This is a genomic window from Saccharibacillus sacchari (assembly GCF_037722395.1).
GTDB lineage: Bacteria > Bacillota > Bacilli > Paenibacillales > Paenibacillaceae > Saccharibacillus > Saccharibacillus sacchari_A.
The window spans coordinates 428,273-452,509 of record NZ_JBBKAR010000033.1; the positions used below are offsets into that span (position 1 = coordinate 428,273).

The 24,237-nt window shown below is 54.0% G+C and carries 21 protein-coding genes; 18 read left to right on the forward strand and 3 right to left on the reverse strand.

The annotated features are described in order from the left end of the window. Positions 1–170: 170 nt before the first annotated feature. Complete coding sequence (locus WKI47_RS10790) at positions 171–1,925, reverse strand: Rqc2 family fibronectin-binding protein (protein WP_340227134.1); 1,755 nt, start codon at positions 1,923–1,925, stop codon at positions 171–173. Positions 1,926–2,202: 277 nt separating this feature from the next. On the opposite strand from WKI47_RS10790, the gene dapF reads away from it, so the two are divergent. Then, positions 2,203–3,039: a diaminopimelate epimerase gene (gene dapF, locus WKI47_RS10795; RefSeq protein ID WP_340227135.1), complete on the forward strand. Its 837-nt coding sequence runs from the start codon at positions 2,203–2,205 to the stop codon at positions 3,037–3,039. A gap of 488 nt (positions 3,040–3,527) precedes the next feature. Here dapF and WKI47_RS10800 read toward each other — a convergent pair whose 3' ends face one another. Next, positions 3,528–4,493, reverse strand: a complete 966-nt coding sequence (locus WKI47_RS10800) for a ring-cleaving dioxygenase (RefSeq protein ID WP_340227136.1) — start codon at positions 4,491–4,493, stop codon at positions 3,528–3,530. A gap of 207 nt (positions 4,494–4,700) precedes the next feature. Here WKI47_RS10800 and WKI47_RS10805 point away from each other — a divergent pair, with 207 nt between their 5' ends. From WKI47_RS10805 to WKI47_RS10875, 15 genes are all read left to right on the forward strand, one after another. Further along, positions 4,701–5,588 (forward strand): YicC/YloC family endoribonuclease, encoded by an 888-nt coding sequence (locus WKI47_RS10805; protein WP_340227137.1) that lies wholly within the window; start codon positions 4,701–4,703, stop codon positions 5,586–5,588. Positions 5,589–5,649: 61 nt separating this feature from the next. Next, positions 5,650–5,910 carry an extracellular matrix/biofilm regulator RemA gene (gene remA / locus WKI47_RS10810; protein ID WP_005548256.1) on the forward strand — a complete coding sequence of 87 codons (261 nt, stop codon included), beginning with the start codon at positions 5,650–5,652 and terminating at the stop codon, positions 5,908–5,910. Positions 5,911–5,921: 11 nt separating this feature from the next. Next, complete coding sequence (gene gmk / locus WKI47_RS10815) at positions 5,922–6,494, forward strand: guanylate kinase (RefSeq protein ID WP_037289618.1); 573 nt, start codon at positions 5,922–5,924, stop codon at positions 6,492–6,494. Between the two features lie 95 nt (positions 6,495–6,589). Then, positions 6,590–6,829, forward strand: coding sequence for a DNA-directed RNA polymerase subunit omega (gene rpoZ, locus WKI47_RS10820; RefSeq protein ID WP_340227138.1), 240 nt, complete (start codon positions 6,590–6,592; stop codon positions 6,827–6,829). A 117-nt stretch (positions 6,830–6,946) separates the two neighbouring features. After that, the gene (gene coaBC, locus WKI47_RS10825) at positions 6,947–8,383 is read left to right on the forward strand and encodes a bifunctional phosphopantothenoylcysteine decarboxylase/phosphopantothenate--cysteine ligase CoaBC (protein ID WP_340227139.1); all 1,437 of its coding nucleotides are present in this window, start codon (positions 6,947–6,949) and stop codon (positions 8,381–8,383) included. Continuing rightward, positions 8,380–10,953, forward strand: coding sequence for a primosomal protein N' (gene priA / locus WKI47_RS10830; protein WP_340227140.1), 2,574 nt, complete (start codon positions 8,380–8,382; stop codon positions 10,951–10,953). The genes coaBC and priA overlap by 4 nt, the downstream gene beginning before the upstream one ends. Before the next feature lie 96 nt (positions 10,954–11,049). After that, on the forward strand, positions 11,050–11,532 hold the full coding sequence (gene def, locus WKI47_RS10835; protein ID WP_340227141.1) for a peptide deformylase: 483 nt from the start codon (positions 11,050–11,052) through the stop codon (positions 11,530–11,532). Positions 11,533–11,537: 5 nt separating this feature from the next. Continuing rightward, positions 11,538–12,479 (forward strand): methionyl-tRNA formyltransferase, encoded by a 942-nt coding sequence (gene fmt / locus WKI47_RS10840; protein ID WP_340227142.1) that lies wholly within the window; start codon positions 11,538–11,540, stop codon positions 12,477–12,479. Between the two features lie 422 nt (positions 12,480–12,901). After that, entirely contained in the window at positions 12,902–14,347 is a 1,446-nt protein-coding gene (gene rsmB / locus WKI47_RS10845) for a 16S rRNA (cytosine(967)-C(5))-methyltransferase RsmB (protein WP_340227510.1), read from the forward strand. 199 nt (positions 14,348–14,546) lie between these two features. Then, entirely contained in the window at positions 14,547–15,605 is a 1,059-nt protein-coding gene (rlmN, locus tag WKI47_RS10850; protein ID WP_340227143.1) for a 23S rRNA (adenine(2503)-C(2))-methyltransferase RlmN, read from the forward strand. A 6-nt stretch (positions 15,606–15,611) separates the two neighbouring features. Next, positions 15,612–16,391 carry a Stp1/IreP family PP2C-type Ser/Thr phosphatase gene (locus WKI47_RS10855; RefSeq protein ID WP_340227144.1) on the forward strand — a complete coding sequence of 260 codons (780 nt, stop codon included), beginning with the start codon at positions 15,612–15,614 and terminating at the stop codon, positions 16,389–16,391. After that, positions 16,388–18,646, forward strand: coding sequence for a Stk1 family PASTA domain-containing Ser/Thr kinase (pknB, locus tag WKI47_RS10860; RefSeq protein ID WP_340227145.1), 2,259 nt, complete (start codon positions 16,388–16,390; stop codon positions 18,644–18,646). The genes WKI47_RS10855 and pknB overlap by 4 nt, the downstream gene beginning before the upstream one ends. Positions 18,647–18,725: 79 nt before the next feature. Further along, the gene (gene rsgA, locus WKI47_RS10865) at positions 18,726–19,634 is read left to right on the forward strand and encodes a ribosome small subunit-dependent GTPase A (protein WP_340227146.1); all 909 of its coding nucleotides are present in this window, start codon (positions 18,726–18,728) and stop codon (positions 19,632–19,634) included. A gap of 2 nt (positions 19,635–19,636) precedes the next feature. Then, positions 19,637–20,302: a ribulose-phosphate 3-epimerase gene (gene rpe, locus WKI47_RS10870; protein ID WP_340227147.1), complete on the forward strand. Its 666-nt coding sequence runs from the start codon at positions 19,637–19,639 to the stop codon at positions 20,300–20,302. Next, positions 20,299–20,553 carry a hypothetical protein gene (locus tag WKI47_RS10875; protein WP_340227148.1) on the forward strand — a complete coding sequence of 85 codons (255 nt, stop codon included), beginning with the start codon at positions 20,299–20,301 and terminating at the stop codon, positions 20,551–20,553. Before rpe ends, WKI47_RS10875 begins: the two co-directional genes overlap by 4 nt. Positions 20,554–20,766: 213 nt before the next feature. On the opposite strand, the gene rpmB is transcribed toward WKI47_RS10875, so the two are convergent. Beyond that, complete coding sequence (gene rpmB / locus WKI47_RS10880) at positions 20,767–20,955, reverse strand: 50S ribosomal protein L28 (protein WP_084778233.1); 189 nt, start codon at positions 20,953–20,955, stop codon at positions 20,767–20,769. A gap of 419 nt (positions 20,956–21,374) precedes the next feature. On the opposite strand from rpmB, the gene WKI47_RS10885 reads away from it, so the two are divergent. Both WKI47_RS10885 and WKI47_RS10890 read left to right on the forward strand, forming a co-directional pair. Next, entirely contained in the window at positions 21,375–23,153 is a 1,779-nt protein-coding gene (locus WKI47_RS10885; protein ID WP_340227149.1) for a DAK2 domain-containing protein, read from the forward strand. A gap of 213 nt (positions 23,154–23,366) precedes the next feature. Continuing rightward, positions 23,367–24,230: a DegV family protein gene (locus tag WKI47_RS10890; protein WP_340227150.1), complete on the forward strand. Its 864-nt coding sequence runs from the start codon at positions 23,367–23,369 to the stop codon at positions 24,228–24,230. The last annotated feature ends 7 nt before the right edge of the window (positions 24,231–24,237 follow it).

Sequence of the window (24,237 nt, forward strand, 5' to 3'; positions counted from 1 at the left end):
GGATCGTTAACCACGCCCTCTGGGGCGGTAGTGGGGAGTGGCTCGCTGCCGGTGGCAGCGTCGCGGGTTTAGATATGTAAAAAGGTCAGTCGCCGAAGGGGGAGACTGACCTTTTTGTTTGGTATGCGATCTTTTAAGATGGCTTACTATTTTGGGAAGGTCAAAAGGAATTAACCGTTTTTGACTGTGCTCGGCAACGATTTGATTAAGTCTTCGTCAGGTGTGACGAAGAGCGTTTTTTGGTGGTCGTAGATCACGAAACCCGGTTTGGAGCCGCTTGGTTTGCGGACGTGGCGGATTTGGGTGGTGTCTACGGGAACGCTGCTGGAGTGCTTGGCTTGGCTGAAGTAAGCGGCGAGTTGGGCAGCTTCGTTCAGGGTGTCTTCGCCGTATTCGCCGCTGCGGATCACGACGTGCGAACCCGGGATGTCTTTGGTGTGCAGCCAGGTGTCGCTGGAATGGGCCAAGCGGTTGGTAATGAACTCGTTTTGCAGGTTGTTTTTGCCCACGTAGATCTCGATGCCTTCCGACGAGGTATACAGATGCAGCGTCGGTTTATCGTTCTTTTTCTTCTTTTTGGCACCGCGCGGGGCGCGACTGCGGACGTAGCCTTGTTCGGCCAGCTCGGCGCGGATTTCGTCGACGTCGCGCAACGAAGCATCGTTCAGCTGTTGCAGCAGGCTGTCCATATAGGCGATTTCTTCGTGCGTTTTTTTGATCTGTTCGTCAATGACGGCCAGGCTGTTTTTGTATTTGTTATACTTTTTAAAATAGCGCTGGGCGTTGTCCGACGGGTTAAGCAAAGGGTCGAGCGCGATCTTGATCGTACGCTGTTCTTCGTCATAGAAGTTGACCAGCTCAATCTCTTTCATTCCGCGTTCAAGCTCGTGCAGCGACGCAAACAGCAGTTCGCCTTGAATCCGGTATTGCTCGGCATCCTGGGCTTCTTCGAGGTCTTTGTCCAGGTGGTCGAGCTTTTTGACATTTTTCCCGCGTTCGTTCTGGAGGAACTTCAACAGGTCGCTGACCTTTTGTTTGACGGTATCCCGGTCGGCTTTGTCGCCGTAATAATGCTCCATGCAGGTGCCGATGGAATCGAAAGTTCGCTTTTCGCCCTGGATCATGGTTAAAGGGATCGCGGAGAAAACAAGCTTGCCGCGTGCGTTCAGACCGCTGCTCGGCGTAAAACGCGCTTCGCGAACATCGTTCATCAGCGCATCGAATGCAGCCCATACGGATGCACCGTCCGGTGCGGAATCGTTCTGAGTATCGGCTCCGCCTGCACGGTATAGAACTTCTTGAGCGATAAGCGGACTCAGTCCGGTGAAGGCGTCCACGATTCGGTTAACCGGAGGTTCGACGATATTTTCGTTCCATTTCTGCTGAAACTGTTCTTCGGTCGCTTCCAAAGGGTTAAGTTTGTTCTGCTGCGGAGGCTCTTGATAGTTGAACCCCGGCATCACGATCCGATAGCTGCTGATCGCAGGCGTGACATGGTGGATGCCGTCGAGGATCGTATCCGTCGAAGCATCGAGCAGAATGATATTGCTGTGGCGACCCATAAGTTCGATAACGAGCTTTTTAAGCGATACGTCTCCGACTTCATCCCGCTGCCGAATCCAAAAGTGCAAAATACGCTCCATGCCGACTTGTTCGATCTTTTCGATCACGCCGCCTTCGCAATGTTTGCGCATCAGCATGCAGAACATCGGCGCTTCGGGAGGGTTCATGTACGATTGCTCGGTGAACTGCACCCGCGGGTAAGTAAGGCTTGCGGAAAGCAGCAGTTTTTTGTTGCCTTCGCGCGAACGAATCTGGAAAATAATATCGTTGCCGGAAGGTTGATGAATCTTGCCAATGCGAGCGCCTTGAAGCGAAGCAAGCTCGGTGACGATTGCTCGTGTAACGATTCCGTCCAATGCCATCTATAACGACCTTCTTTCTCTAATGACCCATATAAGTAGGAGTGCCACACGCGTAAAAACACAAAGTTTCGCACAGAAAATCAATAGTAATCGCGTGGGGGTTCGGGTATCTTAATTAATGTAGCTTTCGCGGAGAAGCCCCTATGCGGCCTGATTCTGCAAATGAACGCGGCATGATCTATATATTGAGCGAAACCGGGGCTTTCGTCAACTTTTCCGACCTTGCGAATGGGCCCCTATCCCGGTTTCCAAAATGATAAGGAGTGGAATCAACATAATGGAATTTACAAAAATGCACGGACTCGGCAACGACTTTGTGATTGTATATGGAGAAAAAGAACTTCCGGCCAATGCGGCAGAGCTTGCGGTGAAAGTCTGCGATCGCTTCTTCGGCGTAGGCGCGGACGGACTTGTTTATATTTTGCCGTCCGAAAAAGCGAACTTCATGATGCGCATCATGAACTCCGACGGTTCGGAAGCCGAGCAATGCGGCAATGCGATTCGTTGCGTAGCCAAATATGTGTACGATTACAAGCTGGCACAGGGCGAAGCGCTCACGATCGAGACAATCGGCGCAGGCGTACAGCCTTTAACGATTCATGCGGAAAACGGCGTCGCCCAAACGGTACGTGTCGATATGGGCGCTCCGATTCTCGAAGGTGCCAAAATCCCGGTTGCCGTAGACGGCGAGCAAGTAGTCGATCAGCCGATCGAAGCTTTGGGCGAATCGTTCCGGTTCACCGCAGTCTCCATGGGTAATCCGCACTGCGTGATCTATGTGGACGACGCCGTAAACTTCGATCTTGCGAAATGGGGACCGGTCCTGGAGAAGCATCCTTTATTCCCGAAAAAAGTAAACGTCGAATTCGCCACCGTCAACAGCCGCGAGCAGATCGATATGCGCGTATGGGAACGAGGCGCAGGTCCTACCCTGGCATGCGGAACGGGCGCATGTGCGACGCTGGTGTCCTCCGTTCTAAACGGCCACAGCGACCGCGAAGCCACCGTATCCCTCAAAGGCGGCGACCTGTTCATCGAATGGAACGAATCCGACAACCACGTCTACATGACCGGGCCGGCAGCCTTTGTCTACACCGGCAGTTTGACCGCTTAAATCAAGCTGTCGGGGAAGGGGCTTCGGCGGGGAAGCGAGAAGACTGCGAGAGAAATTCGTTCAATTCGCTGTCTCACTTGGAAAAGTCGATTGAAATTTTAAGTTGAAGTTTTCCAAGTTCAAAGGCGTCTTGAACTGAATTTCTCTCTCCGTCTTCTCGCTTTCAGTTACCTCATGCCTTTCCCCAACACCTTAAGCCGCCGCAAAGCTGCGGCTTTTTTTATTTTATTTTTAACTAAATAAAAAAAGCCGTTCTCATGGAAACGGCTCGACGTCGGGAAAGTCTTATTCAGTCAAAGCGATAGCGGAGGGGGAAATTCAGTGAAAGATGCCTTTGAACCCGGAAAAATTCCACTAAAATTTCAATCGACTTTTCCGGGTGAGACAGCATCTTGAACGAATTTCCCCCGCAGCGCCCAAGCTTTGCCCCCGAATAGGACTTCCCCGACGAAGCAAAGCCGTCCCCTAATGAAAAAGGCTTTCCACGCTCACCACTTGAGAGGGCGGAGTTTGGACTCGATATCGGCCCGGCGATGCTCCAGGAACGAAGGGAGGCCGAGCGTTTCGCCCAGCGACTCGATCGGTTCGTCGATATCGAATCCCGGCGTGTCCGTCGACAGTTCGAACAGTATGCCGTTCGGTTCGCGGAAATACAACGCGCGGAAATAATCGCGGTCGACGCGTCCCGAGTTTTGCAGTCCGCTTGCCGCGATCCGCTCGATCCACTTGTTGTATTCGTCCTCGTTCGGAATACGGAAGGCCACATGATGCGCGCCGCCGCGTCCCAGGCGGAACTTCGGCAGATCGGGGCGGGCCTCCAGATGGACTTCCGCGCCGGAGCCGCCTTCGCCGGTTGCGAACACTTCGATCTCCGCAAAGTCTCCCGCTGGCGACGCATAAGTTCCGATTTTTCGGAATCCCATCAATTGCGTCAATACAAGAGCGGTCGGTCTGGCGTCGGCTACGGTCAACGTGACAGGACCCAGACCGACGATCGCATGCTCCAGCGGAATGCCTTCGGCAGTCCAGGGCTCGCCGGGCGCGACACCGGCTTCGCCTTCGTCGGCGGCCAGAATCAACTGCGTACCTTCGAAATCTTCGAAAGCCAGCGTATTGCGTCCGGCGCGTGGAATGATCTCGCCGTGCTTGATTCCGAGGGAATCCAGGCGTTTTTGCCAAAAGCGTAAAGAGGCCGTAGTGGGTACTCTGAGCGAAGTTGAAGAAATACTAGATACGCCCGGGTAGGAAGGACCGATTCCCGGGTAATCAAAGTAAGTAACCTCGGTTCCCGGGCTTGCGACGGCATCGCCATAGAAAAGGTGGTAAGAAGTCGTGTTGTCTTGGTTAACCGATTTTTTGACCAGACGCATACCGAGAATCCGAGTGAAGAAGTCATAGTTTTGTTCGGCTTTTCCGGTCATGAGCGATACATGGTGTTGTCCGAGTAATTGCATAACGTTCATCTCCTTATAAGAATTAAAGGAATTGGGAAGAGAAGAGTAGAGAAAATTTAGGTGAAATAAATTAAGTGACTTTATTAATTTTAGTATATATCTTTGATTAAAGATAAGCAACCCCGGAACATGAATTCGCAAACACGCGCCAGCCCTCTTGTTTCGCTGTGCATAATCCATTAAAATAGGGTAACGGATGTGATGACGATGTCTTTCAGTATGACCGGTTATGGTCAATCCGCCATGAATCGCGGCGGATACAAAATTCAATTTGAAGTCAAATCCGTCAATCATCGCTACTGCGAAGTCGTGCTTCGGATGCCCCGGGAATGGAACAGTTTCGAGGAAGGTCTCCGGCGGCTTGTACAGCAGCATGTCAGGCGCGGACGGATTGACGTGTACGTCACCAGAGAAAGTGAATCATCGGGAAGTATGATGATGCTTAACCGTGCGGCGGCCGAGTCTTATGTTCGGGCGGCGCATGAGTTGGAACGGATCTATGGAATGGATAGTCATCTCAGCGCCGCCGAATTGCTCGCGCTTCCGGACGTTATGCTTCCTACAGAAGCTCCGGTTGCGCAGCAAGAGGAGATAGATTGGGAGGCTGCGCTCCAGGAAGGTCTGGGACAGGCTTTGGCTGAACTTGTTTCGATGCGAGGTTCGGAAGGCAATCATTTGACGGCGGATTGTCGTTTAAGATTGACTAACCTTATGGCAGCGCATGAAGAGCTGGCTCGCCTGGCTCCGACTGTTGTCGACGATTACCGGACGAAGCTAAGGCAGAGATTATCCGAATTGCAGGACGGAAGTTTCGTGGTGGACGAATTCCGTCTGGGTATGGAAATCGCACTTTTCGCGGATCGTTGCAGTATTGATGAAGAATTGGCGAGACTGCGAAGTCACTTCGACCAATGCTCGGAGCTGCTGGGCAATAGCGAAGCAAAAGGGCGCAAGCTGGACTTTTTGATTCAGGAAATGAATAGAGAGGTCAATACGATTGGCTCGAAGGCGAATCATTTGGCGCTCGGAAGCCATGTCGTCGAGATGAAGGCCGAACTTGAGAAAATGCGAGAACAGGCTGCCAATCTCGAATAACGGCCGGGCGCCTGGCCCGACTTACAGAAAAAGTACCAACTAATAGGGGGAAAACCTAGACATGGCAATCAAGCTTATTAACATCGGCTTCGGGAACATTGTATCGGCCAACCGAATCATTTCCATCGTAAGCCCGGAATCCGCACCGATTAAGCGGATTATTCAGGAGGCACGAGATAGGCATATGCTGATCGATGCCACTTACGGCCGCAGAACGCGCGCCGTAATCATCACCGACAGCGATCACGTCATTTTGTCCGCGGTACAGCCGGAGACGGTCGCTCACCGACTGTCCACCAAAGACGACGATAACGACGAATAATGGGGAGAACTATGTCTAAAGGGTTATTGATTGTATTGTCCGGACCGTCAGGAGTCGGAAAAGGGACGGTATGCAGCGCACTGCGCAAAAGATTGCCAGGGCTTGTCTACTCGGTTTCCGCGACGACTCGTTCGCCTCGTGAAGGGGAGCAGCATGGCGTCAATTATTTTTTCAAAAGTCAGGAAGAGTTTCGTGATATGATTGCGAATGACCAATTGCTGGAGTACGCGCAGTATGTCGAGAATTTCTACGGCACGCCACGTGACTTCGTTGAGCAAACGATCGAAGCAGGCAACGATATCATTCTGGAAATCGAAGTGCAAGGCGCACTCAAGGTGAAGGAGACTTTCCCCGACGGTGTATTCATTTTCCTGACGCCGCCTTCGCTTAAAGAATTGAAGGATCGAATCGTTGGGCGCGGCACAGAGACGGAATCGGTGATCCATAACCGCATGTCGGTGGCCGAGGAAGAGATTGCCTTGATGCGTCATTACGATTATGCTGTCGTTAACGACGAGGTCGATAAAGCTTGCATGCGTATCGAATCGATCATCGTGGCCGAGCATTGCCGTATCGCCAAGTGAGTTTTTTTAAAACAGATTGCCGGAGAACCGGGCTTTTCCCTTGTCCGTGACGCTTACGCGACCGGAGCAGGGGACATACAGAGAGGACGATAAACATGCTGTATCCTTCCATCGACAAAATCATGACCAAGGTAGATAGTAAATATTCGCTCGTTGTAGCGGCTAGCAGACGCGCAAGACAACTTCGCGAAGGTTCGGAGTCGGAACTTCAACGCCCGAAAGCACACAAACAAGTCGGCGTAGCGCTTGAAGAAATCTACGGCGATTATATCAAAGTGGAAGCTCGCGACGAGAACGAAGTGGTCGAAGAACAAAAAGGCAAACGGAACCTGTAAAGGTTCTGTTACGCACGGCCTGGCGGCACAGGCAGGGCAGATCATGCAAAATAAGCCGTAAGGCTCCATCTCTAACAACCTCACGGTTGTTATTTTTTTTCAGGAGGGGAAAAGCGCATGTTAAACGGGAAAAAGATTTTGCTCGGTGTGACCGGAGGGATTGCTGCTTACAAGGCGGCGACACTTTGCAGTCAGTTGGTCAAAGCGGGAGCACAGGTACAGGTCATCATGACGGACGCTGCCCAGCAGTTTATTCCGGCATTGACACTTCAGGTGCTGACGCGCAATCCGGTGCATACCGATACTTTTGACGAGCACAACCCGAAAGTCGTGAATCATATCGACTTGGCGGATTGGGCCGATCTGGTGCTGGTTGCTCCGGCGACGGCAAACATCATTGGGAAACTGGCAAATGGCCTGGCCGACGACATGCTCTCTACAACATTGCTTGCCGTGACAGCTCCGCTGATGATTGCGCCTGCGATGAATGTTCATATGTATACCCATCCTGCTGTCGTGCACAATATGCAGACGCTGGTTGATCGCGGCGCCCTTATGATCGAACCGGGCGACGGTATGCTGGCTTGCGGTTACGTGGGCAAAGGACGCTTGGAAGAACCGGAGACGATCGTGGAAATATTGCGCCGTTTCTTCGAAAAACGCGAGGTCGGCGGAACTTCGCGTGCGGAAAGCTTTGCGCCGTCCGAACGTTCGGATACGGCCGATACCGATATTCATGATCCGGGGCCGGAACCGTTCGTGTCTGCCGCAAGTACGGATGAAAATGCGAACCCAAGCGGCGAAACGTTGTTTGCAACGGCCGGAGGGGCTTCGGAACATGGACTTGCCGGCGACCTGACTTCTGCGGGAACAGCCAAATACTCTGTACAAGGCCCGTTATCCGGCAAAAAAATCGTGGTGACCGCAGGCGGTACGATCGAGCGGATCGATCCGGTCCGTTATATCACCAACGATTCGTCGGGCAAAATGGGCATCGCTTTGGCTCAAGCCGCGCAAGATTTGGGCGCCGAAGTCAAGCTGATCGCGGGCAAAGTGCAGGTTCAGCTCCCGGCAGGCATCCCGACGCTTCGCATCGAATCTGCCGAAGACATGTACGAAGCTTGCCTGAACGAATGGGGCAAAACGGATATACTCATCATGTCCGCCGCGATTGCCGATTACCGGCCGAAGTCCAGTTCCCCGCGCAAGATCAAGAAAGTCGGCGATACGATGGCGCTGGAACTGGTCAAGACCGTGGATGTGCTGCAAACGCTCGGCTCGCAAAAAGAACATCAATTCCTGATCGGTTTTGCGGCCGAGACGCATGATTTGGACACGTACGCGGCCGAAAAGCTGCAACGCAAAAACTGCGACCTGCTCGTAGCCAACGACGTGACGCAGACCGGAGCCGGCTTCGGATCGGATACCAATATCGTGCGGTTGTTCGGCCCGGAAGGACGTATCGCCGATCTTCCGAAGCAGTCCAAGTACGATACGGCTCGCGAAATTCTGCTTGAAGCTTCGCGTCGTTTGGAAAAGGGAGCAGTGCGATGAATTTCGCGCGGGTCATCGTGGACGTACCGGTGCGGGCGGTAAGCCGGCCGTTCGACTACCGGATTCCGCCTGAAATGCAAGAATGGATTGCCGTCGGCAGCCGGGTCGGAGTACCTTTCGGCGGCCGGACGGTGCAAGGATTCGTCGTTGGATTGACGGACGAAAGCGAATATAAGCACGGACGGATCAAAAACATTCGAGAGCTGCTCGATCTGGTTCCCCCGCTACCGGAGGATCTGGTCGAACTTGGGGGTTGGATTGCGGATAAATATGCTTGCCATAAGACCATGGCGCTGCAAGCGATGATCCCGTCGGCGTTGAAAGGCAAGGCCGAGCGATTTATTCATGCCGCGCAGCCGGATGCCGATATCGAGGAGCATGAAGAAATCGGGCGGTTGCTCGCCGATATCCCGGAAGACACGGATGAGCTATCTTTGTTTGGCAGTCCATCCAACGCTGATGTGCCTTCGGCGAACGAAATTTTGGAATATGTACGCAATCGCGGTCAGGTTAAAGCGGAACAGCTTCGTCAGAACTTCCCTGGCCGCGAGAAAACGGTACAAGCCTTGATTCGGGGCGGACTGCTTTTTGAAAGCCAGGAAATTCGCGATCGGATGGGTCGGAAAACGGTCAAAACCGTGACGTTGAACGTAGATGCGCAGCAGGCTGAGGAAGAACTGGAACGTTTCCCGGCGCGTGCAAAAAAGCAAAAGGAAGTCTTCGAGTTCCTGATGCAGATCGGCGTACCGATGGCGATGAAGGAAGTACTCAGCCACCTTGGCGTAACGGCAAGCACCGTGAAATCGCTCGAAGAAAAAGGTTTGGTTAAAATGGAGGACGTGGAAGTCTTCCGCGATCCTTACGCAGGCCGCGACTTCAAACCGAGCGAGCCGCCCAAGCTGACTGGTGAGCAGCAACAGGTGTACGATGCCGTCATAGCCCGATTGAACGCACGTCGAGAAGGCGTGTTCTTGCTGCACGGCATCACCGGTAGCGGCAAGACCGAAGTTTACCTTCAGTCGATCCAACTGTGCATTGCCCAAGGCCGGCAGGCGATCGTGCTCGTGCCGGAGATTTCGCTGACGCCGCAAATGGTCGAACGGTTCAAAAGCCGCTTCGGCTCCAAAGTCGCGGTCATGCACAGCCGTCTGTCGGGCGGGGAGCGTTACGACGAATGGCGCAAAATTCGCGAAGGACGGGTACAGGTCGCGATCGGGGCCCGTTCCGCGATTTTCGCGCCGTTCAAAGACATCGGTCTGATCGTGATGGACGAAGAACACGAGTCTTCTTACAAGCAGGAAGAAAGCCCGAAATACCATGCGCGCAACGTAGCCGTCAAACGCGCGGAACAGCACAACGCGGTCGTTATTCTCGGTTCCGCCACGCCGTCGCTGGAATCGTATCACGCGGCAAGATCGCAAAGCGATCCGCATTTCTCGCCCGTACTGGCGGAAATCTCGCTACGGGCGCTTGGAAGCGAACTGCCCGGCGTCCAGATCGTCGATATGCGCGAGGAACTTAAAGAAGGCAACCGCTCGATGTTCAGCCGGGATTTGCATAAAGCGATCGAGCAACGTCTGGAGCGGGGCGAACAAACGGTGCTGCTGCTTAATCGCCGCGGCTACTCGACATTCGTGATGTGCCGTACCTGCGGTTATGTCGCCGAATGTCCGAACTGCGATATCTCGCTGACGTTCCATCAACGTTCCAATAATCTGCGCTGTCATTATTGCGGTCATTCGGAACCGGTGCCCGAGACTTGTCCGGAATGCGGAAGCGAACATATCCGTTATTTCGGCACGGGAACGCAGCGCGTCGAAGAAGAATTGGCGAAGTTGTTCCCCGGTATTCGCGTGGTGCGGATGGACGTCGATACAACAAGCGAAAAAGGGTCGCACGAGAAACTTTTGCAGCGATTCCGGGATAAAAAGGCCGACGTGCTGCTCGGTACGCAGATGGTCGCCAAAGGTCTGGATTTCCCGGACGTAACGCTGGTCGGAGTCATCGCAGCCGATTCCGCGCTCAACTTGCCGGATTTCCGAGCGGGAGAAAAAACATTCCAACTGCTGACGCAGGTTGCGGGACGCGCGGGACGACATCATCTGCCGGGCGAAGTGTTTATCCAGTCGTATAACCCGGATCATTACTCGATTCAGCACGCTTCGAAGCATGATTATCATTCGTTCGTGCGCGAAGAGTTGGGCCATCGGCGCAAATTGGGCTATCCGCCGTACTGCCGCTTGATTCTGGTGACGTTTTCGCATGAGCAGCTTCCGGTCGTCGTGCGCATGGCGGAGAACTATGCGGCTATGGTCAAAGAAAAAGCGCGTGCGCGCGGTTGGTTGGCCCGTATGGATAAATTGGCACCGAACGTGCTTGATTTGCTTGGGCCGATCGCCTCCCCGATTCCTCGGATCAAGAATAGATACCGATTTCAATGTATGATAAAATGGCGTGGAGAAATGGACGCTGCCCTGCTGGCGCGGGAAATCGCGGATGAACTGGAAGATACGGCGAAGGAGCAGGATCTGCTCATCAGCATCGACGTGGACCCTCAGGTCATGATGTGACGCGGTCCTCCGCGTCTTTTTTATGGGCTGGGCAGGTACGTGATGCACGGCAAACACAGATAGAATTGACTACACGTTTGAGGAAGGTGCTTGGCAATGGGAATTCGTATGATCGTAAAAGAACCGGACGAGGTTTTGCATAAAAGAGCAAAAGAAGTCACAAAAATTACGCCCAACGTACAAAAGCTTATGGCTGATATGGCCGAGACGATGTATGACGCGGACGGCGTAGGTCTTGCGGCTCCGCAGGTCGGTATTTTGAAGCGGATTATCGTGATCGACGTCGGAGACGACAACGGCTTGATCGCGATGATTAACCCGGAGATCGTCGAAAAAAGCGGCGAACAGTTCGGCATCGAAGGATGCTTGAGCATTCCCGGGTTGAACGGAGACGTGCGTCGCGCCATGACGGTAACGGTAAAAGGCTTGAACCGGGACGGCGAAGAGTTCACGGTTACGGGCAGCGAGCTGTTGGCGCGTGCCTTCCAGCATGAAATCGACCATTTGGATGGAATCTTATTTACCGACGTGGCCGAAAAAGTCTATGAACCTGTCCGGGAAAGCGCGGCAAAGGAGTGAGCGAAATGAAAAGAATCGTATTTATGGGAACTCCGCAATTTGCGGTATCCTGCCTGGAAGCTCTGTTGGAATCGGAATGCAATATCGTAGCGGTTGTGACTCAACCCGACCGTCCTCAAGGACGCAAGAAAATACTGACGCCTTCTCCGGTCAAAGAAGCGGCATTGAAGCACCATCTGCCTGTGCTTCAGCCGGAACGGATGCGCAATAAAGAAGCCGTCGAAGAGTTGGCTTCGTTCCATCCGGATCTGATCGTCACAGCGGCATACGGCCAAATTTTGCCGAAGTCGCTGCTGGAAGTGCCGGAGCTTGGCTGCGTGAACGTGCATGGATCGCTGCTGCCCGCTTACCGCGGAGGAGCGCCGATTCAGCGTTCGATCATCAACGGAGAGAGCAAAACAGGCATCACGTTGATGTACATGGCCGAGGGACTGGATACAGGCGATATGATCGCGGTCGAGGAAGTCGAGATTACGGACGAAGATACGTCGGGCACTTTGTTCGAAAAAATGGGCGTAGCCGGAGCTGCGCTGCTTAAACGCGAGCTTCCGCGTCTTTTGGCAGGCCGGGTTGACGCGCAACCGCAGGACGAATCGTTGGCTACGTATGCGCCTAACCTGACGCGCCAGGACGAAATGATCGATTGGACACGTTCGTCCCGGCAAATTTTCAATCAGGTACGCGGACTGTCGCCATTTTCGGGTGGATATACGCTGTGGAACGGTGAAGTATTCAAGGTATGGGAAGTAGAGCGCCCCGAAGAAAACGGACCCGAAGCCGGAGCTGCGCCGGGAACCGTTCTTGACGTGAACAATAAAGCCATCGTTGTCGCTTGCGGCGACGGTGCAGTACGGCTGACGAAAGTTCAACCAGCCGGTAAAAAGGCAATGCTTGTATCCGAGTTTGCTCGGGGTACGGCTATGCAGGCAGGGACGGTGCTGGGATGAGCGAGAATAACGGGAAAAGTCCGGAAGGATCGGGTATTCGCATGTTCGGCGGCGGATCAAAACCCGCAGGGGGATTCGATCCAAACAAGTCGCCAGAGCGCAAAAAAGCTTCGGACGATAAAAAGTCGACAACCGGCAAAAAAACGGATGATCGAAAAAAAGGCTCGTTTAGCCGCAGCAATGCCTCGGGCGCAGCGAAACGGATCGAAGCCAAGTCCGGCGGTGCAAAACCGAAAACAAGCAGTTCGGCAAAAGCAGGCGTAAAATCCAAGTCTGATCCTGCCGGAAAGCCGGCCCTGCACACTAAGTCGAATTTCAAGCCTGCTGCCAAGCCGGGAACATCGGCGTCGGCGAACCGAACCAAGCCGACAAGCGCATCCGAGCGTATTGCGGCCAAAGCCGCAAAAGGCGGAGCCCAACCGATGACTTCGGCAAGCAGAGGCGAAAAAGCTCTATCCGGTGCCGCACGGCGTGGGCAATCGGCTCCTGCGGCAAAAGGCGTCGAACAACCACGCAGACGCAAAATCGAATTAACCGCTCGCGAAGTCGCGTTGAACGTACTGACCAGCGTTGACGAAAACGCGTCGTACAGCAATCTGCTGTTGAACCGTTCGCTTCAGCAAGCCGAGTTGAGTCCGGCGGATGCCGGGCTTGCGACTGAGCTGGTATACGGTACGATCGCGCGCCAAGCTACGCTTGATTATTTTTTGAACCTTTTTATCAAAAGCGAAGTGAAGCGTCTGAATCCATGGGTGCGCAGTCTGGCCCGGATGTCGCTGTATCAAATCCGTTACCTGGACCGGATTCCGGCCCATGCGGCGGTTAACGAAGCGGTAGAGATTGCCAAGAAGCGCGGACACCAAGGGATCGCGTCCATGATCAACGGCGTATTGCGCAGCATCCTTCGCGAAGGCGATACGCTGGCGATCCCGGACGACCTGCCGACGGCGGAACGGATTGCTTTGCAGCATTCGCATCCGCAATGGCTGGTTGAACGCTGGATTACCCAATACGGCGAAGAAACGGCGGAAGCGGTCTGCGCATCGAACAATCAGCCGCCGAAGGTCAGCATTCGCGTGAATACGTTAAAAGCCGACCGCGACGAACTGATGCGCGAGCTGGAAAACGAAGGGCGCACGGTGCGTGCATCGGAACTGTCGCGATTCGGTATTATCGTCGAAAGCGGCGGCAACATGGCGAACGACCATTTGTACCGCGACGGACGCTTCAGCATTCAGGACGAGAGTTCCATGCTGGTCGCCGAAGCGCTGGCAGCCGAACCGGGCATGAGCGTGCTGGACTGCTGCGCGGCTCCCGGCGGCAAAACGGCCCATATCGCCGAAAAAATGGGCAACAAAGGACGTATCGTTGCCAACGATTTGCATGAGCATAAGCAGGGATTGATCATGGAACAGGCCGAGCGTCTGGGATTGTCAGGTATCGAGTCGAGTGTCGGCGACGCGATGGCGTTAAAAGATCAATTCGAGCCGGCTTCGTTTGACCGCGTGCTGCTCGACGCACCTTGCTCCGGCTTCGGCGTCATTCGTCGCAAGCCGGATCTTCGTTGGGCGAAAACGCCTGACGACGCCGCTTCGATCGCGCGTCTTCAACGTCAAATGCTGAGCGCCGTATCCGGTCTGGTGAAGCCGGGCGGGATTCTGGTGTACAGCACATGCACGATCGAGCGGGAAGAGAACCAACGGGCGGTTGCCGAATTCCTGCGCGATCACGCGGAATTCATTGCGGAGCCTTTTGAAGTGCCTGCATTGGAAGCTCTGCCGCAGGCAGGCGGAGCCGGCGTTCAGATCCTCCCGAATCAGTTCGGTTCGGACGGATTCTATATTGCACGGCTGCGTCGCAGAAGTTAAAAGCTAAGGTTTTTTTTCGAAATTGCCGATAACAGGTTCAGTTGCTTTTGAGTGAAAAAGAGGAACCGCCGCCGAAGCCTATACGGATCGGCAGGGGTTCCTCTTTAGCATGAACGGCTTTTGTGCTAATATAGATAAGATGGAAACCGATAAAGTCAACACAGTCAATAAAATCAACGAACAGGGGATAATGAACACCATGAAACCTTTTATATACGACTATAATCTCGATGAGCTGCGCGAGTGGGTCAAAGCCAGCGGCGAAGCCGCGTTCCGCGCCGATCAGATTTTCGACTGGCTGTACGTCAAGCGCGTATCCAGCTTCGAAGAAATGACCAACCTATCCAAAGCGTTGCGTCAAAAGATGGACGATCATTTCGCGTTCGTCACGCTGAACGAAATCACCAAGTTCCAGTCCAAAGACGGCACGGTGAAATTTTTGTTCGGTCTGCATGACGAGCACGCGATCGAGACCGTTATCATGAACCACAATTACGGCAACAGCGTCTGCGTGACGACACAAGTCGGCTGCCGCATCGGCTGCACGTTCTGCGCGTCCACGCTGGGCGGACTGAAGCGCAATCTGACCGCGGGCGAGATCGTGGCACAGGTCGTCGAAGCGCAAAAAATGCTCGACAAAGAAGGCGAGCGCGTAAGCAGCATCGTCATCATGGGCTCCGGCGAGCCTTTCGAAAACTATGAAGCGACGATGACTTTCCTGCGCATCATGATCCACGAAAAAGGACTGAATATCGGTCAGCGGCACATCACCGTTTCCACAAGCGGCATCGTTCCGAACATCTACAAATTCGCGGACGAAGACACGCAGATCAACCTGGCGATTTCCATCCACGCGCCGAACGACAAGCTGCGTTCCAAGCTGATGCCGGTTAACCGTCGCTTCCCGTTCGATGACGTGATGGCTTCGCTGGATTACTATTTCGAAAAAACAGGCCGTCGCCTGACGTTCGAATACGCACTGATCGGCGGCGTCAACGACCAAGCCGAGCACGCGCAGGAGCTGGCAGACGTGTTGAAGACGCGGATGGCGCATGTCAACCTGATCCCGGTCAACCATGTACCGGAACGCAAATACGTCCGTACATCGCGTAGCGACATTTTCAACTTCCAACGGATTCTGATCGAAAATGGCATCAATGCGACCATCCGACGCGAACAAGGCCACGATATTGCTGCGGCGTGCGGTCAATTGCGTGCGAAGCATATGGAAAAAGGACAGGAAAAGGCTGCGAGGTGAGTTAGGGTGATTCATACCGTTCATGCAACGCATATCGGAAACGTACGGAATGTCAACGAAGATTTGTCCTGGGTCGGACGGATCAAGCCTGGCGGCTATACGCTGGGCATCGTGGCGGACGGAATGGGTGGACATCTGGCCGGGGATACGGCGAGTCGCTTGACCGTCGAGACCATGGTCGCAGACCTGAGCGGTCTGGAGCCGGGGCTTTCCCCGGAAGCCTGCGAAGCCGCGCTTAGCGATGCGATTCTGCATGCCAACGAAGTGGTCTATCGCAAAGGCGAATCGGATATTCGGTATCACAATATGGGCACGACCGTTGTGGCTGTACTGCTTAGCGGCGAACAAGGGATTATTGCCCATATCGGGGATAGCCGGGCGTATAAAGTCACTTTTTCCGGCATCGAGCGTTTGACCGACGACCATACGTTAGTCAACGAGTTGCTCAAAAGCGGACAGATCAGCGAAAAAGAAGCAGGTGCGCATCCCAGACGCAATGTATTGACGCGTGCGCTCGGCACAGATGCGGAAGTCAAAGTCGATCTCAGAAGAATCGTGCTCAAGCCAGGCGAAGGTCTGGTGCTGTGCAGCGACGGGCTGAGCAACTTCGTAGCGGAAGCCGAGATGCTGCGCACGGTAATCAAGCCGGGGGCAGCACTTGATGATCGCGCGCACAAGCTGGTTCGCATGGCGCTGAATTCCGGGGGCGACGATAATATTACCGTGGCTTTGTTTGAAAACGGGCGCGTCGGTCAGGATGCAGCGACGAAGGAGTGGGTACAATGATCGGTCAGGTGTTCAGCGGCCGCTACGAGATTGTAGAGCGCGTAGGCGGCGGGGGAATGGCGCTGGTGTATAAGGCGCTCGACCTGCTGCTGAATCGCTTCGTTGCGGTCAAGGTGCTGCGCCAGCAGTTCATGCACGACGAAGAGTTTATTCGCCGGTTCCGGCGCGAAGCGCAGTCGGCCGCATCGCTGTCCCATCCCAACATCGTCAGCATTTATGATGTGGGCCAGGATGGCGAGGTTCAGTATATTGTGATGGAGTATATCGAGGGACGCGATCTGGATGAATTGATCAAGGAACGTGCGCCGCTGCCGGTTGAAGAAGCGGTCCGCATTGCTTCGCAGATTTGCGACGCGCTCGACCATGCCCATACTAACCAGATTATTCACCGGGATATCAAGCCTCATAACATTTTGATCGGCCGCAACGGTCGGGTTAAAGTGACAGACTTCGGGATCGCCCGCGCGGTTACGTCGACAACGATCACACAGACCGGCTCCGTTGTCGGTTCGGTTCACTATTTCTCGCCTGAGCATGCCAAGGGCGTGACTGCGGGCGAAAAGTCGGACCTGTACTCGCTCGGTATCGTGCTGTATCAGATGCTGACGAGCGCGCTGCCTTACGAGGGCGAAAGTCCGATCAGCGTAGCCTTGAAGCATTTGCAGGATGAATATGAAGAGCCGCGCAAGCTCAATCCAACCATCCCGCAAAGCGTGGAAAATATTATCGTGAGAGCGATGCGCAAAAACCCGTCGGAGCGTTATGCTTCGGCGGCCGAGATGCAGAGCGATCTTGACACCTGCCTGCTGCCTTCGCGCCGTGAAGAGCAGAAAGTACAGTTCGATGATGTGGACGATACGGATCGTACGCTGGTCGTGCCTGCAATCCGTTCTTCTTCGTACGAGCCTCCCGTTTCGGAGATGCACCGAGGAGACAAGACGGACAAGAAGAAGCCGGCCGGTAAAAAGAATTGGAAAAAGCCTGCGATCATTATCGGTGCGACGCTGCTGTTTTTGGCAACCGTGTTGATCGTGGTGTTGTACGTTCGAGCGCAATTCGTCGTGCCGGAAACAACCGTTCCGAACGTGATTGGAATGACGGAGGAAGAAGCCCGAAGCACACTCGCTGCACGCAATTTGGAAGTTGAAGGTGTGAAGTACGAGTATGATCCTTCCACCGAAGCCGGAATCGTGTTCCGCCAGAGTAAACTGGAAGGGTACACGGTTAAGGAAGGAGCTTCCTTGCTGTTGACCGTAGGGTCCGAAAAGCCGTTAACGGCGATGCCAAAACTGACGGAATCGAATTACGATGAAGCGCGTCGGGATTTGGTAGCGCTTGGCGTGACGGAAGACCGGATTGTACGCGAAGAAGTTTTCGACGATGCCAACCCGGAAACCGTCATTAAGCAGTCCCCGGAGCAAGGTGAAGACTTTGATCCGGATCAAGCCACAGTGACATTGACAGTAAGCAAAGGCGTTGAAGAGAAGTCGGTGCCGGATGTCGTGGGCAAGACACGTCAACAGGCGCTCGATCTTATCAATGGTCAGGCGCTGGCGCCGTCGTCGACGGAAGAAGCAAGCTTCACGGTCGAAAAAGGCAACGTTATGAGTCAAAGTCCGGAAGCCGGAACCGAACTGAAACCGGGCGAAGTCGTGAAGTTTGTCGTCAGCTCGGGTATCCCGGGTGATGCGACCACCTTTATCTTGCAGGTTCCGGTAGAACCTTCGCAGGAAGGCGTAGCTACGAAAATCCGTTTGGAGTATAGCGACGCACGCGGAGACCGAATCGAGTGGGGAACCGATACAATCTCATCGCGTCGGATTTTCCCGGTATCTCTTGTGCTTGCGCCTAATCGAAACGGGGCGGTGTCGGTATACCGTGACGGACAGTTTGTGACTTCGTATACGGTCAATTACTCGGACGTTCAAAACGGCTCGTTCGTTCAACCGCAGTTCCCGGAAGAACAGCAGCCTGAACAAACGCCTCCTTCGGAAGAGCAGACGCCTGTAGATCCTCCGGCTGATAACGGCGGTGACGCGGGTAGTACGGACGGCGGTAACACAGGTGACGGAACAGAAGCCGGAGATGGAGACGGTTCGCAGGTGGAGACACCGCCTGACGATACGCAGCAGGAAGGCGATGGGCAGACTGAAGGAGAAGAAGGCGGCGATCCGTCGGCATTCGCTCCTTCGGGCAAGCCCGTTGTTGCCGGAGCGGTAGTAAGCGTCTCGACTCGCGTGAACGGTAGATCATGAAGCTTTTATACACAAACGGACAGGCGAGGCCGGACGAAAGTCCGGCCCGCTTCCGCTTTAAGACAAAGGAAGGTGAAGCATGCCGGAAGGTTTGATTGTCAAAGCATTAAGCGGCTATTATTATGTGAAGGACGACGAAGCATCGCCTGGAGCGGCTGCGATTCAGTGTCGGGCCAGAGGTGTGTTTCGGATCAAAGGCAAGTCGCCGCTGGTTGGGGATCGGGTAGTCTATGCGCTAACGGAGAACGGAGAAGGTACGGTAACGGAGATCAAGCCCCGCTCGACGGAATTGATTCGTCCGCCTGTGGCTAACGTCAATCTGGCCGTACTGGTGTTCTCGGTCAAGGAGCCGGACTTGAATCTCAATCTGCTCGATAAATTCCTGGTGCATATCGAACATGAAGGTCTGGACGCATTGATCTGTCTGACCAAGATGGATCTGATCGCTGAAGACGATATCGCCACGCGCGAATCTGTCGAACGAGCCAAGGCGTTGTACGCGTCGATCGGTTACGAAGTGCTGGAGACGAGTTCTCCCCAGGGGGTAGGAGCCGATCAGCTGCGGGAGCGTCTGCAAGGCGAAATCAGCGTCTTTTCCGGTCAATCGGGCGTCGGCAAGTCTTCGTTGTTAAACGCCATGTTCCCTAATCTCGATTTGCTCACAAGCGAAATTAGCTTACGGTTGGGCCGCGGCCGACATACCACAAGACACGTCGAACTGGTGGAGTTGGGCAACGGCGGCTATATCGCCGATACGCCGGGATTCAGCCAACTCGATTTTCTGGAGCTGGGCGTAGAGGAACTGGGAAGCTGCTTCCGGGAGTTCGCCGAGCTGTCGGAAGGCTGTAAATTCCGGGGCTGCACGCATCTGCATGAACCGGGCTGCAAGGTACGCGAAGCACTGGAAGCAGGCGAGGTCGCCGAGAGCCGTTATAAGCATTACGCTGCTTTTTACCAGGAGATGAAAGATAAAAAACGGAGGTACTGAATATGGTATTGATTGCTCCTTCGATCTTGTCCGCGGATTTCTCGAAGCTTGGGGCTGACGTTCAAGAAGTAGAAAACGGCGGTGCGGATTGGCTGCATGTCGACGTCATGGACGGACATTTCGTTCCGAATATTTCATTTGGCGCGCCGATTATGCGTTCGATCGCACCGTTGACCCAACTGCCTCTCGACGTTCACTTAATGATCGAAAATCCGGAAAATTACATACCGGAATTCGCCAAAGCAGGAGCTTCGATCATTACCGTGCATGCTGAAGCTTGTGTGCATTTGCACCGGGTCGTGCATTTGATTAAGGAACAAGGTGCCAAAGCGGGTGTTGCGCTCAATCCGGGTACGCCGGTATCGGCGATTCGCGAAGTGCTGGAAGATCTGGATCTGGTCCTGATTATGACGGTTAATCCAGGCTTTGGCGGCCAGGCGTTCATCGAACGCACCGTGCAAAAGATTCGCGAAACCCGTGAACTGGCGAATTCGCTCGGCTTGACCGGATTGCATATCGAAGTAGACGGGGGCATTGCGGCAGATACGGCGGCGAAGGTGGTCGCGGCAGGCGCAGACGTACTGGTTGCGGGCAGTGCCGTATACGGCGCCGCAGACCGTGCCGGAGCGATTCGAACGATCCGTGAGAGTGCGGAGCAAAGCGTATGAACAATTTTAAATCCACGCTGATGCTTGCGTTGATTACTTCGGTTGTCGGACTGCTGATCGCTGTTTTTGCTTTTCTGCCGGTGCCTTTTAACGCATTGGTGGGTCTGCTTGCCGCAGGGCTGGTGGTCTGGTATTTCCGGAAGCTTGAAGAGCGGGGACCGAAGATTATGTTTATCGTTTTTGCAGTCGTGTATTTCTTGTTCTTCACGGTATTGATCGCATCGATCCGCTACCGGATGGGCTTGATCTAAACGAACGGCATGAATCGGGATTGGGTGGGAGTGGCACCTTTCCTGATATGCAAATAAGCCGCAACGTTCTGCATTGCAGGAACGTTGCGGCTTATTTTGTGCAAGGAACGTCGTGCGGCGCTCCGAAGCAGTCTTATGGCATTGATGCCACATAGGGCGATACAAACTAAAAAACACCTTCCGAAAGAAGGTGCTTTCTCGTCTATATCTGGATTAAACGCGAGTTACTTTACCCGATTTAAGAGCACGGGTGCTAACGTATACGCGTTTCGGTTTGCCGTTTACGAGGATGCGAACCTTTTGGACGTTAACTCCCCAAGTACGACGGTTGCGGTTGTTAGCGTGGGAAACGTTGTTGCCGGTGCTTGGTTTTTTACCCGATACAAAACATCTGCGAGCCATGAATGACACCTCCTTGCTTAGATCAAACAACACTTCAAACATCATAACACAACAAAAAAAGCTCCGTCAACGGTTCTAAAAACTTTATTTATTTCTACGTAAGCTTATAGTACAATATTAGGTGGGGCCTTTTGCAAAATCTGCTTTGAAACGTTGCCCGGATTTTGCAAAAGGCTCATGATGTGTGGGAGTATAAACGGAGTTACCTGTATGTATCCGGCAAAGGGTGGGTAATACCGTTTGAAGGGCCTGTACATCATCGCGGGGGACGGAAACCCGGTTTCCGGTGCACGCATGATAAGCATGGGCAAGCGAGCATAAGCGAGTGAACGTACAGGTTTAGACATCGAATAGAGAGCGGACGTTTCCGAAATTTCGGCGTTTGCGTATCCAGTAGGTTTTAGGAAGGGGAATTTTCATTGAGCAGGCGTTCGATTAACGGAACTGATTTTACAGGCATGGTATTGGCCGGGGCGGAGAAACTTTCGCGTCAGGCGGAGCATGTTAATGCGTTGAACGTATTCCCGGTGCCGGACGGCGACACGGGCACGAACATGAATTTGACGATGACGGCGGGGGTAAACGAACTTCGCGAGCGAAGCTCGGCTTCGATCGGCCAATCGGCTACCGTTTTGTCCAAAGGGCTATTGATGGGAGCACGCGGCAATTCCGGCGTTATTTTGTCGCAGTTGTTCCGCGGATTCGGCCGTTATGCGGCTTCGCACCAAGAATTGAATGCGATTCAATTTGCGGCGGCGCTTCAAATCGGGGTGGAAACGGCTTACAAAGCGGTCGTGAAGCCGGTCGAAGGGACGATTCTGACCGTCGCCAAAGAAGCGGCCAAGCATGCGGCTACCTATGCGCGCCGTACGACGGATGTTGTGGAATTGATGCGCGAAGTGCTTGCCAAAGCCCAATATGCGCTTGATCGCACGCCGGAACAGCTTCCTGTGTTGAAGCAGGTCGGCGTTGTGGATTCGGGCGGTCAAGGCCTTGTTTATATTTACGAAGGCTTCCTGGATTATCTGGAAAATGGGGCATCGGCAGAATCGGCTCGTCCGTCTGCCACGAGTGCTTCTACGGATGCCAAGCCTGCGGTTCCGGCAGCTGCTGCCGCAGCTCAAGCTTCGCATGTTCAAGCGTCCGCGCAGGCTCAACTGGAAACGGAAAACATCGAATTCCTGTATGACATGGAATTTTTCATCAACCGAGGACTAGGCGACGGGCCCCGGGATTTCTTCGATGACGAAGCTTTCCGGAAAGCGCTGTCCGTCAATGGAGATTCTATTATTATTATTGCGGACGACGATATCGTCAAAGTCCATGTGCATTCCAAAACGCCTGGCGAAGTCATGACACTCGCGCTGCGTTACGGCGAAATTACGCAAATCCATATCTTGAACATGCGCGAGCAGCACCGCGACCTGCTCCACGCGGGCATGGACGGAGCGGCTCCTCCGGAACTGTTCGCCGATATTCCGGCACCGGCACCGGCTCCTGAAGAGCTTTCGGCTTTGCCGGCTGACGAAGTGGCTCCTTACGGCTTTATCGCGGTAGCAAGCGGAGCGGGCATCGAAGAAATCTTCAAAAGCCTCGGCGTAGATATTGTATTGTCCGGCGGACAAACGATGAATCCGAGTACCGAAGATTTCGTGAATGCCATCGGGCAACTGTCCGCGCAACATATCTTCCTGTTGCCGAATAACTCCAACATCGTGCTTGCCGCGCAGCAGGCCCGCGATTTGCTCGAAGGCGAACGCCAGATTACTGTCGTTCCATGCAAAAGCATTCCGCAAGGCATCGCCGCGGCGTTGGCTTTCCAGGAAGAAGATTCCCCGGAAGCCAATGCGGAGCAGATGAACGAAGCGATCAAACACGTGAAAACAGGCCAGATCACGCACGCCGTACGCGATACCACGTTCGACGATCTGGACATCACGGCCGGCCATTATATCGGCATCTTCAACTCCAAGATCGTCGCCACGGCCGAAGACCGCCTGACGACCAGCAAAAACCTGCTGGCAGCCATGGTCGAAAGCGGCGACGAAGTGATCACCTTGCTTACCGGCCAGGACGCTTCCGAATCCGAAACCGCCGAGTTGGCCGAATGGCTGACCGAACAGTACCCGGACGCCGAAGTCGAATTCCACACCGGCGGCCAACCGGTGTACGATTATATGTTCTCGGTCGAAGCTTGAGTCAATAAAGCTTGAGTCGCGCCGTATTCAGCGCATCCATATTCTTTCGTTTTTCCCGCTACACCCTAATCGGCCGTAAAAGGCCGGAATTGCTTTGAAAGTCTTTTCGATTCATTGAAGCCGCCGTGGCTTCAAACCGATCGGACAGGACTTTCAAAAAGAACTCCGGCCAGCCTTAGGCCGCTGCCCCTAACTTAAAGGACGGTGACCCTCATGAATCCGATTATCGTAACCGACAGCACATCCGATATTCCCGAAGAACTGATCGAACGTCTCGGCATTATCGTCGTACCGCTTAAAGTCATGTTCGGTGATAAAGCGCTGCTGGACGGCGTTGATATCCAAGCGCCGGGGTTCTACCAACGCCTTGTGGCCGCAGACAAGCTGCCGACGACATCGCAGCCTTCTCCGATCGAATTCACGGAGGCGTATCAGCGTGTGCTGGATCAGCATCCAGGAGCGCCGATCGTTTCGATTCATATCTCAACGGGCATGAGCGGAACCTTCCAATCGGCGACGCTCGGAAAGTCGATGCTGGAAAATGAGGATGCCGATATCACGCTGATCGACTCGCGATCCGCTTCGTACGGGTTCGGTCTAATGGTGGTTCGTGCGGCGGAGATGGCGCAGGGCGGCGCTTCGCCGCAGGATATTCAAACCGAAGTGGAGCGTCTCCAGTCGGCGAGAAGCTTGTACTTCCTCGTCGATACGCTGGAGTATTTGCAAAAGGGCGGCCGTATCGGACGTGCAGCAGCTGTACTGGGTACTTTGCTGAATATCAAGCCCATCCTGTCGATTGACAAGGAAGGCGTCATTTACGCGGTAGAGAAGGTCAGAGGACGCAAAAAAGCGCTGGCTCTGGTTGTGGAACTGTTCAAACAGGAGCTCGGCAATACGGGTAAAGTCGACGTGGCGATCGGCCATACGGTAAAACCTGAATCCGCCGACGAAATCCTTGAACTGCTGCGTCAGCATTTCGAGGTCGGCAATGTCGTCTACTCGCATATCGGTTCCGTGGTCGGTACGCATGTCGGACCGGGCTGCAACGCGATCTATATCTGGCCTTCCGTTAAATAAGGGAGAG

What these genes read in the sequence shown, in the direction of transcription:
- WKI47_RS10790 (WP_340227134.1), bottom strand. Translation starts at nt 1,925, where the DNA reads ATGGCATTGGACGGAATCGTTACACGAGCAATCGTCACCGAGCTTGCT.
- dapF (WP_340227135.1), top strand. Translation starts at nt 2,203, where the DNA reads ATGGAATTTACAAAAATGCACGGACTCGGCAACGACTTTGTGATTGTA.
- WKI47_RS10800 (WP_340227136.1), bottom strand. Translation starts at nt 4,493, where the DNA reads ATGCAATTACTCGGACAACACCATGTATCGCTCATGACCGGAAAAGCC.
- WKI47_RS10805 (WP_340227137.1), top strand. Translation starts at nt 4,701, where the DNA reads ATGTCTTTCAGTATGACCGGTTATGGTCAATCCGCCATGAATCGCGGC.
- remA (WP_005548256.1), top strand. Translation starts at nt 5,650, where the DNA reads ATGGCAATCAAGCTTATTAACATCGGCTTCGGGAACATTGTATCGGCC.
- gmk (WP_037289618.1), top strand. Translation starts at nt 5,922, where the DNA reads ATGTCTAAAGGGTTATTGATTGTATTGTCCGGACCGTCAGGAGTCGGA.
- rpoZ (WP_340227138.1), top strand. Translation starts at nt 6,590, where the DNA reads ATGCTGTATCCTTCCATCGACAAAATCATGACCAAGGTAGATAGTAAA.
- coaBC (WP_340227139.1), top strand. Translation starts at nt 6,947, where the DNA reads ATGTTAAACGGGAAAAAGATTTTGCTCGGTGTGACCGGAGGGATTGCT.
- priA (WP_340227140.1), top strand. Translation starts at nt 8,380, where the DNA reads ATGAATTTCGCGCGGGTCATCGTGGACGTACCGGTGCGGGCGGTAAGC.
- def (WP_340227141.1), top strand. Translation starts at nt 11,050, where the DNA reads ATGGGAATTCGTATGATCGTAAAAGAACCGGACGAGGTTTTGCATAAA.
- fmt (WP_340227142.1), top strand. Translation starts at nt 11,538, where the DNA reads ATGAAAAGAATCGTATTTATGGGAACTCCGCAATTTGCGGTATCCTGC.
- rsmB (WP_340227510.1), top strand. Translation starts at nt 12,902, where the DNA reads ATGACTTCGGCAAGCAGAGGCGAAAAAGCTCTATCCGGTGCCGCACGG.
- rlmN (WP_340227143.1), top strand. Translation starts at nt 14,547, where the DNA reads ATGAAACCTTTTATATACGACTATAATCTCGATGAGCTGCGCGAGTGG.
- pknB (WP_340227145.1), top strand. Translation starts at nt 16,388, where the DNA reads ATGATCGGTCAGGTGTTCAGCGGCCGCTACGAGATTGTAGAGCGCGTA.
- rsgA (WP_340227146.1), top strand. Translation starts at nt 18,726, where the DNA reads ATGCCGGAAGGTTTGATTGTCAAAGCATTAAGCGGCTATTATTATGTG.
- rpe (WP_340227147.1), top strand. Translation starts at nt 19,637, where the DNA reads ATGGTATTGATTGCTCCTTCGATCTTGTCCGCGGATTTCTCGAAGCTT.
- WKI47_RS10875 (WP_340227148.1), top strand. Translation starts at nt 20,299, where the DNA reads ATGAACAATTTTAAATCCACGCTGATGCTTGCGTTGATTACTTCGGTT.
- rpmB (WP_084778233.1), bottom strand. Translation starts at nt 20,955, where the DNA reads ATGGCTCGCAGATGTTTTGTATCGGGTAAAAAACCAAGCACCGGCAAC.
- WKI47_RS10890 (WP_340227150.1), top strand. Translation starts at nt 23,367, where the DNA reads ATGAATCCGATTATCGTAACCGACAGCACATCCGATATTCCCGAAGAA.